The following is a 14,766-nucleotide window of genomic DNA, read 5'->3' on the forward strand; positions in this document are numbered from 1 at the left end:
AGCAAATTTTAAATAGTTGCTCCGTTAAACCTACACATTCTAAAAATAGCAGAGGTGCAAGCGCTAATGAATGATGTTCAGGAAGAGCTTCTTTCATATGATGTGAATTCGTCGAACATCAGAAAGATAATCAAAGATATCCGGATATTTTTTATTTGGGTATTTTTTACGTGTATCTGTGACGCTTTAATTTATCTTTACTTATTTAAGACCTCCTCTGAATTATTAAGCGGTTGGTTTATTCTGACTGTTTTATTTATATTATCGGGATTTTTGTCTTCTACCTATCTGTTACAACAAAATAAAGTTCAAGTATTTAAACATATTGATCTTTTCTTTCAGTTTTCTTGTTTGATCTTAGGAAGCTTATTTGGGATTGGCGTTTATATCATCAATTTAGAATTTATGATGATGCCAAATGTAGTTGACCCATTTTTTTCATTTCTGTTATCTAGCTTTTTGCTGAGTTTTTCATATGTTTTAGCAATGAATTTTCTCAACCAAAGATTTAGTTATTTTATTGCTTTATTTGTTCCTTCTGCAATTCCGGTGCTCACGCTCCCCCTGCTTTTCCCTCAAAATACCAATGAAATCTATAGCACTATTTTCATTGTTTGGTTCTCTTTATTATTCTTTAGCACTTATGCTTCACATAAAATTTATATTAATTCTGAAATATTAGATCTGAAAAATAAGTTTTTATTTAAGCAATCACAAGAACAACTTGCAAATTATAAAGGCTTAGAAATACAACTTAAAAATGAAATCTCAAAAACACAGGTCATGAAAAGTGAATTGCAGTTACATAATCATTTATTAGAACAAAAAGTAAAAGAACGAATTTTCGATTTTAAACAGATGAATGACCGCTTAGAAAATCATCAAGCCAATTTAGCTTTTGCCCATGAAACAGCGGGTATTCATTCTTGGGTCTGGAATATTGAAAAAAGAACTTTTGAGATTTCCGACTCAAAAAGCGGTGCAGAATTCAAGCAACTCAATCTAAAACACAATAGCGTAGATGAATATGTTCATCCTGATGATATTGTCAATTATAAAACCATCCTGAAACAACATCTCAAAGGCAAAACTGAGCGCTTTGAGGCAATCTACCGTGTTAAGCGAGATGGTCAATGGTGTTGGATTCAAGACATTGGCAAAGTGGTTTCTAAAAACATTAATAACAAACCGCTTAGAATGGTGGGAATCCAACGCGATATTCAAAAAGAAAAGACTGACCAAGAAAAGCTAAAACTCGCAGCAAATGTATTAGCTCAAGTGGCTGAAGGTGTTTTCATTTTAGATAATAATTTATGCTACTTAGAAGTAAACCCTTATTTTGAAAAACTCTTAGATTATAAACAACATAATATTGTTGGAAATCATCTATTTGATATCACAATCAATAATAATTCTCGTACCCAACAAATGTATAATGTGATTACTCAAAGTTTAATTCAAAAAGGAGAATTTGAGTCTGAATTGCAGATTGATTTTACCTCAGGAAAAAAACTTGCACTCTGGGTACACATCAATGCAATTTATGATGAAAAAAATAAATTTTCCAACTATGTCGGTATTATTACCGATTTAACTGATCGTAAAAAACAAGAACAACGACTCTCGTATTTAGAACATTATGACATCCTAACCGATTTACCAAATCGCTTTTATTTCAAACAACAACTGCATAATTATTTAATTCACTATTCTGATTCATTTAAAAATTTTGCGGTTTTACGTATCAACATTGACCGTTTTAAATTATTCAATGAATTTATGAGCCATAAAGAAGGTGATGAATTATTAAAACAAGTCGCTCACAGATTAAGATTATGTTGTCCAAATGCCTCTTTGATCGCTTATTTAAATAATGATGATTTTGCAGTGATCTATAATTTAAGTAGCAATAACATCAATATTCATCAACATACACAACATATTTTAGATGCCTTTAAACAACCTTTTGATGTTAATGAACAAGAACAAACCATCACCATTTCTATTGGCGTTGCGCTATATCCAGAGCATGGCTTACAGCTCGACAGTCTCAATGGTCATGCAGAATCAGCATTACACGAAGCCAAGCGTTTAGGTGGAAATACCGTATATTTTTATTCAAACAAAAAAACGCCGTTGCTCAATCAAGGGATCAACTTAGAAAACGAATTAAGAAAAGCCATAAAGCACAAAGAACTGACCGTACATTATCAACCTAAAATCTGTGTTAAAACTCAACGTATTTATGGTTTTGAAGCATTAGTCCGTTGGCAACATCCAACTTTGGGTTATATCTTGCCAGACATTTTTATTCCGCTTGCTGAAGAAACCAGCCTCATTTCAGATATTGGTTTAATTGTATTACATGAAACCTGTAAGCAAATACAGCAGTGGCAATCCCTTGGTTTTGATCATTTTAGGGTATCGATCAATATTGTGGCACAACAAATTTACCGTGGGCAGTTGGTTAAAGATATCGACTACGCCCTTAAAAAATATAATATTTCAGGTGATATGCTTGAACTAGAACTCACTGAATCGTCTTTGTTTGATAAGTCAGAAGAAGTTAATTTTCTCCTACAACAATTAAAAGATCGCCATATTTCGATTTCTTTGGATGATTTTGGAACAGGCTACTCATCTTTAGCTTATCTAACCAGTTATCCTTTTGATATCTTAAAAATAGATCGTGCTTTTATTTCAAAAATTGGCCAAGAAAAAGACGAAGCAATCGTCAATGCGATTATTGCTATGGGCAATGCAATCGGCATTACCTTGGTCGCTGAAGGCGTTGAAACTAAAGAACAAGCGTTATTTTTACAAAAACACGGTTGTTATATTTTACAAGGCTTTTACTTTTCCAAAGCATTGTCATCTGCGGACAGCACAAAATATTTGGAACAGCATAAACTTATAAAGATTTGTTAATTTTTTTAGACTTTATATCTATTACTTTGTTTGAAATAACTATTTTTTGACTGTCGGTATCGCTCAACAAATGTTATATTCGATGAAATTTAGTCAAACCACCAGCCTCGCTGGAACATGTAATAATCGAGATTCAGATGGATGATCAATCTTTAAAACAGCAAGCCCTTTACTATCACGAATTTCCAACACCAGGAAAAATTAGCGTTACGCCAAGTAAGCAACTTGTCAATCAACATGACCTTGCGCTTGCTTACTCACCAGGTGTGGCAGCGCCTTGTTTAGAAATTGAAAAAGACCCTTCAAAAGCAGCGCTTTATACTGCTCGTGGCAACTTGGTTGCAGTGGTCAGTAATGGTACAGCCGTTTTAGGTCTAGGTAATATTGGTCCATTAGCATCTAAGCCTGTAATGGAAGGCAAAGGCGTATTATTTAAAAAGTTTGCTGGTGTAGACGTTTTTGATATTGAAATTGCTGAAAATGATCCTGACAAAATTGTTGATATCGTTGCGGCTTTAGAACCTACTTTTGGTGGTATTAACCTCGAAGATATTAAAGCACCAGAGTGTTTTTATATTGAGCAAAAGCTTCGTGAACGCATGAAAATCCCTGTGTTCCATGATGACCAACACGGTACCTCAATTATCGTAGGTTCAGCCCTTCTCAATGCTTTGCAATTGAATGGCAAAAAAATTGACGAAATCAAAATTGTTGCTTCAGGTGCAGGCGCTGCGGCACTTTCTTGTTTAGACTTGCTGTGTGCAATTGGTGCTAAAAAAGAAAATATCGTGGTTGCTGACTCACGCGGTTTATTGACCACTAAACGTGAAGGCTTGGACGAGTCTAAAAAGCGTTATGTGCAAGATATTGAGGGTACTCAACTTGCAGATGTGATTGCAGATGCCGATATGTTCCTTGGCCTTTCTGCGGCAGGCATTTTAACCAAAGAAATGGTTAAAGTTATGGCGGCTGATCCAATCATCTTTGCATTGGCAAACCCAGATCCAGAGATTTTACCTGAACATGCGCATGAAGTACGTCCAGATGTAATCATGGCAACTGGTCGTTCAGATTATCCGAACCAAGTAAACAATGCGCTTTGCTTCCCTTATATCTTCCGTGGTGCACTAGATGTTGGCGCTACGACGATTAATGAAGAAATGAAAATTGCTTGTGTACATGCAATTGCACGTATGGCACATGTTGAAGCGGATGCTGCATCTTACGGTGAAAAATCTGCATCATTTGGTCGTGATTACTTAATTCCACGTCCACTTGATCAACGCCTAATTCTTGAAATTGCTCCGGCTGTTGCACAAGCTGCAATGGATTCAGGTGTTGCAAGTCGCCCAATTGCGGATTTCTCGGCTTATCGTCAACGTCTATCTGAATTTGTTTATAATTCAGCATTGATGATGAAACCAATTTTTGCACAAGCGAAAACAGCGCCTAAACGTATTGCTTATGCGGAAGGTGAAGATCTTCGTGTATTACGTGCGATTCAAATCGCAGTTGATGAAGGTTTGGCACAACCTATTCTGGTTGGCCGTACTGCAGTCATTGAAGCGAATATCAAGAAATTAGGTTTACGTCTTGAACATGGTGTAAATATTACCATCGTAGATCAAGAAAAAAATCCTGATTACGATAAGTTTGCAGATGACTATTACAACTTGATGCAACGTAAAGGTGTAACACCTGAGTATGCACAACGTGAAACACGTCGTCGTTCTACCTTAATCGCAGCAATGTTGGTTCGTCATGGTCTTGCAGATGGTATGCTATGTGGTACTTATGCAAGTTATGATATCCATTTAGACTTTGTGAGAAATGTGATTGGTTTAAAAGAAGGTCGTAATAACTTCTTTACACTTAATGCATTGATGCTTGAAGATCGCAATATCTTTATGGCTGATACTTATGTAAATACTAACCCGACTGCTGAACAGCTTGCTGAAATGACTATTTTAGCTGCTGAAGAAGTTCGTCGTTTCGGTATGACGCCAAAAGTTGCATTACTTTCGCATTCTAGCTTTGGTTCAGATCAAAATGATCCAAGTGCACAAAAAATGCGTAAAGTATTTGAAATCTTGACTGAAATCGCACCTGAATTAGAAGTAGATGGCGAAATGCATGCAGATGCTGCACTTGATGAAAATATTCGTCATTTTGCATTCCCAAATTCACGCTTCAAAGGTTCAGCGAACTTGTTGATTATGCCAAATCTTGATGCGGCAAATATTTCATTCAACTTGTTAAAATCAACATCAGGCAATAATGTGACTATTGGTCCTATCTTGCTTGGTGCTGCTAAACCTGTGCATATTTTAACACCTACAGCGACAACACGTCGTTTGGTTAATATGACAGCTTTAACCGTTGCTGAGATTCAACAAGCTGAAGGCTAAGCTTGAAGTCAATTTAACATCAATACCGCAGAACTTTAGTCAATCACTCAAGTTCTGTACTTGAGAAAACCTCTATTCTGATGCATGATGGCAGTAAGAATAGAGGTTTTTTCATGCAAGTTTATTTAGTAGGCGGTGCCGTTAGAGATCATTTACTCGGTCATCCCTATCACGAAAAGGATTATGTTGTTGTTGGCGCCACGCCAGAGCAACTTCTTGCCCAAGGTTATCAACCCGTTGGGAAAGATTTCCCTGTGTTTTTACATCCCCAAACAAAAGAAGAATATGCCCTAGCCCGTACTGAGCGTAAATCGGGACACGGTTATCATGGATTTGAGTTTTTTACCGATCCAGATGTCACCTTGGAAGAGGATTTAATTCGTCGTGACTTAACCATCAATGCCATTGCGATGGATGAAGCAGGTCAAGTGTATGATCCCTATCATGGACAAGATGATTTAGCACATAAAATCCTACGCCACGTTTCAGACGCTTTTGCAGAAGATCCGTTACGCGTACTACGTGTGGCTCGTTTTGCTGCTCGTTATGCACAATATGGTTTTCGTATTGCTGATGAAACACTTGCATTGATGCGTCAACTGGCTGAATCTGGTGAATTAGAAGCACTGACACCTGAACGTGTTTGGAAAGAAACCTCTCGTGCTTTAATGGAACGTCATGCAGATGTTTACTTTGAAGTGTTACGTGAGTGTGGTGCATTAAAAGTACTCTTTCCTGAAATAGATGCCCTGTTTGGCATTCCACAACGACCTGAATATCATCCTGAGATTGATTGCGGTATTCATACACTGATGTCTTTACAGCAAGCATGTAAAGCCAATTATTCTTTAGATGTTCGTTTTGCTGTATTGGTACATGATTTGGGCAAAGCTTTAACACCGAAAGATGAATTACCTCGTCATATCATGCATGAAGAACGTGGGATTCAGCCTGTCACAGATGTATGTGATCGTTTACGTGTGCCCACTCAAACAAAACAGCTTGCTCTAGCAGTATGTAAAGAACATTTAAAATGTCATCAGGCTTTTACCTTAAAACCAGGCACCTTATGGCGTTTATTACAGCGTTTAGATGTGCTACGTCGTCCTGAGCGTGTTGAAGCTTTTGCACAAGCCTGTGAATGTGATGCTAAAGGCCGTTTAGGTTTAGAAAATCGCGAATACCCACAAGCGCATTACCTATTAGATGCAATGAAAACTGTACGCACGATTAAAGCATCGGATTTACCCTCAGATATTCAAGGTCCAGATATCGGTGAAATGTTGATTCAAAAACGTATTGAAGCGATTGCTGATTTAAAGCATGAGTTAGGTCATCATCATCATACGGTATAAAAAAATGCCTCTCAGTAATGAGAGGCGTTTTTTTATAAATTCAAAATGCTTAGCTAAAAGGGTTTGGGGTATTCCACGGCTCATTTCTATAAATAATTTTTCCGTCTTCTACACAGAGTATCCATGTGAAAAAGAATTCTTCACCTAAACCTCGGCTTTCAAAACTTGCTTGAGGTAATAACGGTACAATTTTCACTAATAATTCAAATAGATAAAGTGAATGAACTGCAAAATCTGCTTTTCCCTTGCTAAAAGCATTCAGTAAATCAACATACACATCCTCATGAATAGCATCTTCTTTTAAAATTTCAAGAATTTTCTGCTTATGCTTAGAGATATCAATTTCTTCAAAGTCATTATTGTGTATATGTAATTCTGTATAAAAACTCATAATCGACTCCTTTAATCATTTTACTGATATTTAAATAATCGCAAAATTCTCATTTATCCAAGCTTGTGCTAATTCTTCTGATTCAAATTCTCTGATAGTAGCTTGATCAGAATCTATATAGATGATCTCAAAATACTTAAAAGTATTGTTTTCATAAATAGAGTTGATATGTGAAATTTTATCCCTATCCAATGCTGTATGTATTTCTGTATGGATTAGATCAGACATTTCAAATGCAAATAGCTCTTTGTTTTCGCATTTATATGTATCAGAAATCAAATCAAATTTTGGATATAAACAAATAAAGTTATTCATCCAACTACGCACATCAAGAGTATCTATTGATTTTTTACTCTCTAATCCTCCATTATTTTTAGCCTCTTTTATGCTTGATAATACAAAAAAAGAGGCTAAATTAGAAATTTTCACAACAAAGATATCAAAAATATAATCTGGATTTAAGTAATTTGCATCATCATCTTGTATAAAATATGGTTTCATTCGGTCATTCTTTAATTATTTGTTTTATTCAAATAATCATATATTAATCAACGCATTATTGCATACCTAATTAAAAGCTAACTAGGCATGCTAAATTAACTACGACACATCCGCAGGAAATGTAATCACCTTTTCCAACTTCATTTGGTTCATTACCACCATTAACAAACGGTCAATCCCCAAAGCTATACCCGCACATTCCGACATATTCGGTAAAGCAGCGAGCAAATACTCATCGATGGGCATTACATATAAGCCCAGCTTTTCACGCTCTGCATTATCTGTTTGAAAACGACTACGCAAAACCTCAGCATCAATTAACTCATCATAGGCATTGGCAAGTTCTAACCCTTCGATATAGAGCTCAAAACGTGCAGCAACGAACTCACCATCCTCATCCAATTTAGTCTTTGCCAACGAGGCCAATTCTGGGGGGAAATCAGTTAAAAATACCGGCGTATCAAAACCTAAACTTGGCTCAACCATATGAGAAAATAACAAATCAATATAGGCTAAACGATCATCACCCAAATCTAGATTAAGTCCTACACGGTGTGCTGCATCTTTTAATTGTTGCAATGTTGCTTGCAGTGGATTCAAGTCTAAACGATCGATAAATGCATGTTTATAACTGAGCACGGTTGGTCGAACTTCACCAAAACGTTCAGCCAAAACCACATTTAATAAATCAGTGACTTCTAGCATCAAATCTTTCAAGCTGAATTGCGGACGATACCATTCCAACATGGTAAATTCACTATTGTGCTTACGCCCATGTTCATCATCTCGAAAAACTTTACAAATTTGATAAATCGCACCACTGCCACTCGCCAATAAACGCTTCATGGCAAACTCTGGTGAAGTTTGTAAATAATGCGTTTGTTTTTTGCCATGTAGATGACGCTGAGCCTGTACAGAAGCCAGATGGACATCAGTTACACCTGCTTGAGACAAGATCGGAGTTTCAACCTCTAAAACATCACGCTCAATAAAAAATTGGCGAATTTGTCTATAGAGTTTTGCTCGTGCTTTAAGCGCCTGAATATCACAAGTCGGTTTAAAATCTATGCTCATGCTTTTGGCCCTCCATGAGCAGCCCACTCACGGCGCAAAGGATAAGTTTTACGAAGGTAATCAAAAGCTTTTTGATCCACCTTACCGTCCTTTAAGCAATCTCTTAAATTTTCATCATCTCGCTGAATATTGTAAATTTCAGCTAAGTATTTTTTTAGCGTTTGTTTAATGTTATTGCCATAAAAATATTGTTCACATGCAGGTAATTGTGATTCAAATTTCTTATGTGCAGTATAGGCAAATGTTTTACAAAATGCGTCATAAATCATCTGAGTACCACGTGCTTTACCTTCCAAACTGTAACCCGCAATATGTGGCGTCACAATTGTAATTAAATCCAATAGACGTTGTGAAATCTCAGGCTCATGTTCAAAAACATCCAACACCACTTTACGACGTGTTTTTAAGATATCTGCCATTAATGCCGCTTCTTCAACAACAGCACCACGCGCTGAATTAATTAAGATGGTTTCAGGCTGCATTAGCGCCAATGCATCAGCATTGATTAAATGATGTGTTGCAAACGGCCCTGTTTGGGTTAAAGGCACATGTATGCTGATCGCATCGGCTTTCTTTAATAAGGCGTCAAATTCAACTTGCTGAACATTTTCTCGTTGTACCAAGGGATCATAGCCAATTACATTCCAGCCCAACAACTGAGCCATATATGCTAATCGTGTTCCCACATTGCCTAGACCAATAATGCCTAAAGTAAACTTTTTCCCTAAATCTAGAAAATCCTGATTGAGATACAGTAAAGCCGTGATGACATATTCTGCAACGGCTTGTGCATTGCAACCAGCTGCATTTGACCATGCAATTTGATGCTTTTCTAATGCTGGAATATCTAAATGGTCTGTCCCTATGGTTGCACTACCGACAAATTTTAGTGCTGTATCTTGGATCAACTGTTCATTGACTTTTGTTATAGAGCGTACCAATAACGCATCTGCATCATTCACATCATGATGAGTCAAATTGCGTCCTGCTGCTTGATGAATGGTTCCGAATTCTGAAAAGAAATATTCAGTAAATGCTAGATTTTCATCTGCAACAATTTTCATAGCGTCATCCACAAGTTTAACTGCCGCTATGATAAACCTTTGAACCACTTAAGACTATGCAGTTCACACATCAAATCTTTTAAATATGGCATAAAAAAACCCGCAAGATCACTTACGGGTTTTTAATTCTGAATATTTGTTTAGAACAAACGATTCATACCATTCAATGTTGCAACACGATAGGCTTCTGCCATTGTTGGATAGTTAAATGTCGTTTCAACAAAATACTTAATGGTATTGTTTCCACTTTGCATCACAGCCTGTCCAATGTGAATAATTTCGGCCGCATTATTACCGAAACAATGCACACCTAATAACTCTAAGGTATCACGATGGAATAACAGTTTAAGTTCACCAACTGTATCCCCTGTAATTTGCGCACGTGCCAAATGACGGAATGATGCTTGTCCAACTTCATATGGAATTTTTTCAGCAGTTAACTGACTTTCAGTTTTACCAAAGAATGAAATTTCAGGGATGGTATAAATCCCCGTTGGAATATCTTTCACTGGTTTAACATTTTCTTCGCCGCTCATATTTGAACCAGCGCAACGACCTTGGTCATATGCTGCAGAAGCAAGAGATGGCCAACCCACCACATCACCTGCCGCATAGATATTTTCAACTTCGGTTTGATATTGGTCATTTACCGCAAGTTGCCCACGGCTATTTGGTGTAATGCCTACATTTTCAAGACCTAAACCATCGGTATTTCCTGAACGACCATTACACCAAAGAATGGCATCAGCTTTAATTTTTTTACCGCTTTGCAAATACAAGACCACATGATCATCAAACGTTTCTAAATGATCAATTTGCTCATTGTGACGCATCAACACGCCTTGTTCACGTAAGTGATAAGACAACGCGTCAGCAATTTCATCATCGAGATAACTGAGCAGCTGATGCTGTGTATTGATCAAGTCAACTTTATGGTCTAAGCCAATAAAGATAGATGCATATTCACAACCAATTACACCCGCACCATAAATGATAATTTTATGAATTGGATAATCCAAATCTAAAATTTTATCTGAATCAAATACACGCGGATGATTAAAGTCTAAACCTTGTGGGTGATAAGGACGGCTACCTGTGGCAACCACAAGCTGTTTGAAAACTAAAGTTTCTTTAACACCATCTTCGCTAAAAATTATCACCGTATTTTTATCTTGGATATATGCGCGACCGTGAAATACATCAATATGGTTACGGTCATAAAAACGTGAATGGGTATCAACTTGCTGTTGAATCACTTTATGCGCATTACGCAAAACTTGCTTCATAGTGAATTGTTTCCAATCCCCTACTTTTTTAAACATTGGATCACGTTGGTAACGGATAATACTTGAAACTGTTTGACGTAAAGCCTTACTTGGGATGGTGCCGACATGGGTACAGTTACCACCAAGTTGCTCACGAATATCTACAATTGCAACACGCTTACCCGATTTAGCAAGCTTCATTGCCGCGCCTTCACCAGCAGGACCAGAGCCAAGTACGACCGCATCGTATTTCACAAATTTCCCACTAACGACTTCTTTCTTACGTGGCATTCAAAGCTCCTTATAGTAAATTCAGTCTATATCTTGTCTTATGCGATATTATGACCTAAACCAAAACAATTTTCTGTATTTCGCATGCATATATTCTGTGATAACGACATTTAGTATATGAATAGTGTTTTTGCCCTATCTTTTTGCATTTCCGCTATAATGAGCATAATCTCCCCCGTAGAAAACAGTGGAAAAGTTGAATATGTCAGAGAACCGTAAACCAGAACAGGGTGTCAAATTACGTGGCGCGGAAAAAGTTGCTCGTATACCTGTAAAAGTTATTCCCACGGTTGAAGCACCACGAAAGCCGGACTGGATTCGTGTCAAAATGGCTGCGCCTGATGAAGTTCAACGAATCAAAACCACTTTACGTGCACAAAAATTACATACTGTGTGTGAAGAAGCAGCTTGTCCTAACCTTCCAGAATGTTTCGGTGGTGGTACTGCAACCTTTATGATCATGGGTGATATTTGTACCCGTCGCTGCCCGTTCTGCGATGTTGCACATGGTCGTCCAAATGCACTTGATCCTGATGAACCTCGTCATATGGCAGAAACCATCGCCAATCTTGGTTTAAAGTATGCAGTGATTACCTCTGTAGACCGTGATGATCTTTTAGATGGTGGTGCGCAACATTTTGTTGATTGTATTCAAGAAGCACGTCAACTCAGTCCAAAAACATTATTAGAAATATTGGTTCCAGATTTCCGTGGTCGTATGGATATTGCACTGCGTATCATGACCGAATGTCCACCAGATGTATTCAACCATAACATCGAAACAGTACCTCGCCTCTATAAAGCGATGCGTCCGGGTTCAGACTATCAACATTCTTTAAACTTATTAAAAATGTTTAAAGAATACTGCCCGGATGTGCCAACAAAATGTGGTTTGATGGTGGGTATTGGTGAAACCGAAGAAGAAGTGATTGCCCTGTTAGATGATCTACATGCACATGGTGTTGATTATGTGACAATTGGTCAATACTTACAGCCTTCTAAAGAACATGCACCAATTGACCGTTTTGTTACACCAGAAGAATTTGAGCGTTATACTGCACACGGTCACAAACTTGGTTTCAGAAATATCTGGGCTGCTCCAATGGTTCGTTCAAGCTATTTTGCAGATCGTCAATATTATGGTGAACCTGTTCCAGTGGTACGTCGTAAAGTTGATCCTGCGAAAAAAATTGCGGTACAAGCCATCGAAGCTTAAGTCATTGTTCAAAAAATTTAAGCGTCAAAAAAGCACTCAATATTGAGTGCTTTTTTGACAGATATTTTTGATCTTTAACGACACTTCCCTATAGTTTTACCTTCAACACTACTCATACTGCTTTGTAGTTTCGTCAGTGTAGAGCATTGTAAATTTCCTGAAATCATGGATTTATTTAAGCTCAATGTTGACGAAACCTGACCTGCAAGCACATCCCCCTCAACAGAAGAATTGACCAATTTCAATACTTTGGCTGTATTGGCTTGCACATTTCCACTCACTGAAGAATTATTTAAAATCAAACTCCCACCATTGAGTACATTCACATTTCCCTCAACGGATGTACTATTTAAGGTACATGTTGCACCTGCTGGTACAGTTAAGTTTGCCACAGCATTATTGCTGATTGTACTTGAACAATTTGCAGCAAATCCAAGTGGAGCTATGCCTAAACCACATGCAATTGTGAAGAGCTTTAAGAAACGCTTTTTCATTGACATTACCCTTTTGTATTATGAATTTAGAATAAATTTATTGTTGGATGATTTTAAAATATACAGTTAGAAAGTTTAATGACAAATATGTTGATTTCTCTTAACTGGGAATCATGAATATAAAAATGGATGACGCTTTAGCTTATTTACCTCGTTTTACTTTTGTTGCAGATTTGGGTTGAAATAAATCATTGCAGATTTATCGACTTAGCGACTTTGACTGATTTCAAAATCAGAAAGTCGCTTAAATTAAAATAAATGTCTTTATTTTACTTTCTGCTTAAGTTCCTCAACGTAGTCTGCGTAATTCAACATTAAGCCCTTCCCTGTCAAATCTTCAGGGAGCAATTTAGTACAAAACCAATTGTCGGTCCACGTATGATTTTGTGGAAAATATAAGCTTACTAGCTCCCCTTTAACTTCTTTTTTGATCTCAGCAATAACCTTCTTTGTTTTTGCTGTCCCCATTTGTTTACTAAGATATTTAAATATCAGTTGTTGCAATTCCTTTTGATAACGTCCGTGCTGTTGATACCACTGATCATACAAGCGTTGTAGTTCTGGCTCTGTCGATGCGTCAAATTTCTTGCATGAAGCAAGTGTTTTTGGAAACAAGGCAGGTACATCCAAATAAGCGGTATATAGAAACTGTAGCTTGCCTGTACCGTCTGCTCGCGCAACAGATGTCACCAAGATTAGAACGCCACACAAAACTATACTTGGTATATTGAAAAGAGATTTTTTCATATTATCTTTTCCTTCTCACTGTCGAATGTATGAATTGCACATCCTGTTAGACCACGACGAAGCAGATACAAGACTAGATTTAAGCACTCACTACAAACAATAGATTAATATTTTATTTATAAAAACTTAATAATTAAATTTGACTATAACATTTTAAAAACCACAAGGCTAAGGTTTGCTTGAATTTTTTTGGCTGCCTCGAATCACATTATAATTAGTCTTATAAATCGCCAAGGATAGTATGTAAGTTTAAATCTGAAAAAATTTTTATAGGGTATTTATCCAGTCAAATCGGTTTCTAACTTATACAAGCATCTAAATAAAATATGCATCGTTTTTTAGACTGGCTCGTTTGCAAGCCTAAGCATTTCATTTAGAAATCTCTCAACGATACTGTTTTATCTATTATTTTAATTATCTATCTAATTGTTAAATAAAAATTATTTAATCCCCATACATCGTTAAATTTTAACAATTAATATAATTTTACATTTTTTTAACGGCAACACTTCAACTTAACCTTAACATAGTGATTTTAGTCTTAGTAAAAATTGATGATGAAAAAATTAACTTTAGCTATTTCAGCAACCCTCTTTTCTGGGCTTTGTTTTGCCCAAAACCCATTAAGCGTACATGTATTAAATCTTGAAAATGGCTTACCTTCAAGCAATGTTAAAGTCATTCTTGAAGCGCAACAAAAAGATAAATGGGTAAAAATTAATGAGGGAAGTACTGATAGTAATGGGCGAATTTCATCCTTATACCCTGAAAACAAAGTATTAGATAAAGGTGTCTATAAGGTTACTTTTCAAACTGGTGAATGGTTTAAACAAAATAACCAACGTGCTTTTTTCCCAGAAGTTCCAGTGGTTTTTGTGATTGATGGAAGTCTTGAACATTATCATATTCCACTGTTGATTAGCCCTTATGGATATTCAACATATCGTGGTAATTGATTGATCATACCACGTTAAATTTTAGGCGAAAAAAAACCGATGTGTTTTAACATCGGTTTTTGGGGGTACACAACTT

At 36.7% G+C, this 14,766-nt stretch carries 12 protein-coding genes; 5 read left to right on the forward strand and 7 right to left on the reverse strand.

Features of this window, described 5'->3' with window-relative positions:
* Positions 1–66: 66 nt before the first annotated feature.
* The 3 genes from AC07WY_RS06780 to AC07WY_RS06790 all read left to right on the forward strand — a co-directional run bounded on the left by AC07WY_RS06780 (position 67) and on the right by AC07WY_RS06790 (position 6,691).
* Positions 67–2,928: a sensor domain-containing protein gene (locus AC07WY_RS06780; protein ID WP_494736031.1), complete on the forward strand. Its 2,862-nt coding sequence runs from the start codon at positions 67–69 to the stop codon at positions 2,926–2,928.
* 137 nt (positions 2,929–3,065) lie between these two features.
* The gene (locus AC07WY_RS06785; protein ID WP_004717035.1) at positions 3,066–5,336 is read left to right on the forward strand and encodes an NADP-dependent malic enzyme; all 2,271 of its coding nucleotides are present in this window, start codon (positions 3,066–3,068) and stop codon (positions 5,334–5,336) included.
* Between the two features lie 113 nt (positions 5,337–5,449).
* Complete coding sequence (locus AC07WY_RS06790) at positions 5,450–6,691, forward strand: multifunctional CCA addition/repair protein (protein ID WP_494736032.1); 1,242 nt, start codon at positions 5,450–5,452, stop codon at positions 6,689–6,691.
* Positions 6,692–6,740: 49 nt separating this feature from the next.
* On the opposite strand, the gene AC07WY_RS06795 is transcribed toward AC07WY_RS06790, so the two are convergent.
* The 5 genes from AC07WY_RS06795 to sthA all read right to left on the reverse strand — a co-directional run bounded on the left by AC07WY_RS06795 (position 6,741) and on the right by sthA (position 11,277).
* Positions 6,741–7,082 carry a hypothetical protein gene (locus tag AC07WY_RS06795; protein WP_004717040.1) on the reverse strand — a complete coding sequence of 114 codons (342 nt, stop codon included), beginning with the start codon at positions 7,080–7,082 and terminating at the stop codon, positions 6,741–6,743.
* A 30-nt stretch (positions 7,083–7,112) separates the two neighbouring features.
* Positions 7,113–7,583 carry a hypothetical protein gene (locus AC07WY_RS06800; RefSeq protein WP_004717043.1) on the reverse strand — a complete coding sequence of 157 codons (471 nt, stop codon included), beginning with the start codon at positions 7,581–7,583 and terminating at the stop codon, positions 7,113–7,115.
* A gap of 99 nt (positions 7,584–7,682) precedes the next feature.
* Positions 7,683–8,657, reverse strand: a complete 975-nt coding sequence (gene epmA, locus AC07WY_RS06805; protein WP_494736033.1) for an EF-P lysine aminoacylase EpmA — start codon at positions 8,655–8,657, stop codon at positions 7,683–7,685.
* Positions 8,654–9,721: a 4-phosphoerythronate dehydrogenase gene (locus AC07WY_RS06810; protein ID WP_239045239.1), complete on the reverse strand. Its 1,068-nt coding sequence runs from the start codon at positions 9,719–9,721 to the stop codon at positions 8,654–8,656. Before AC07WY_RS06810 ends, epmA begins: the two co-directional genes overlap by 4 nt.
* Positions 9,722–9,861: 140 nt before the next feature.
* A complete protein-coding gene (sthA, locus tag AC07WY_RS06815; protein ID WP_004717049.1) occupies positions 9,862–11,277 on the reverse strand; it encodes a Si-specific NAD(P)(+) transhydrogenase in 1,416 nt (471 codons plus the stop codon).
* Between the two features lie 202 nt (positions 11,278–11,479).
* Here sthA and lipA point away from each other — a divergent pair, with 202 nt between their 5' ends.
* Positions 11,480–12,493 carry a lipoyl synthase gene (lipA, locus tag AC07WY_RS06820; RefSeq protein WP_004717052.1) on the forward strand — a complete coding sequence of 338 codons (1,014 nt, stop codon included), beginning with the start codon at positions 11,480–11,482 and terminating at the stop codon, positions 12,491–12,493.
* Between the two features lie 74 nt (positions 12,494–12,567).
* On the opposite strand, the gene AC07WY_RS06825 is transcribed toward lipA, so the two are convergent.
* Together AC07WY_RS06825 and AC07WY_RS06830 are read right to left on the reverse strand one after the other, a co-directional pair.
* The gene (locus tag AC07WY_RS06825; protein WP_494736034.1) at positions 12,568–12,987 is read right to left on the reverse strand and encodes a hypothetical protein; all 420 of its coding nucleotides are present in this window, start codon (positions 12,985–12,987) and stop codon (positions 12,568–12,570) included.
* A 264-nt stretch (positions 12,988–13,251) separates the two neighbouring features.
* Complete coding sequence (locus AC07WY_RS06830) at positions 13,252–13,734, reverse strand: hypothetical protein (RefSeq protein ID WP_262086568.1); 483 nt, start codon at positions 13,732–13,734, stop codon at positions 13,252–13,254.
* 554 nt (positions 13,735–14,288) lie between these two features.
* Here AC07WY_RS06830 and uraH point away from each other — a divergent pair.
* Entirely contained in the window at positions 14,289–14,690 is a 402-nt protein-coding gene (uraH, locus tag AC07WY_RS06835) for a hydroxyisourate hydrolase (RefSeq protein WP_004717057.1), read from the forward strand.
* The last annotated feature ends 76 nt before the right edge of the window (positions 14,691–14,766 follow it).

It is taken from the genome of Acinetobacter sp. GW821-FHT01C12, from assembly GCF_059422625.1.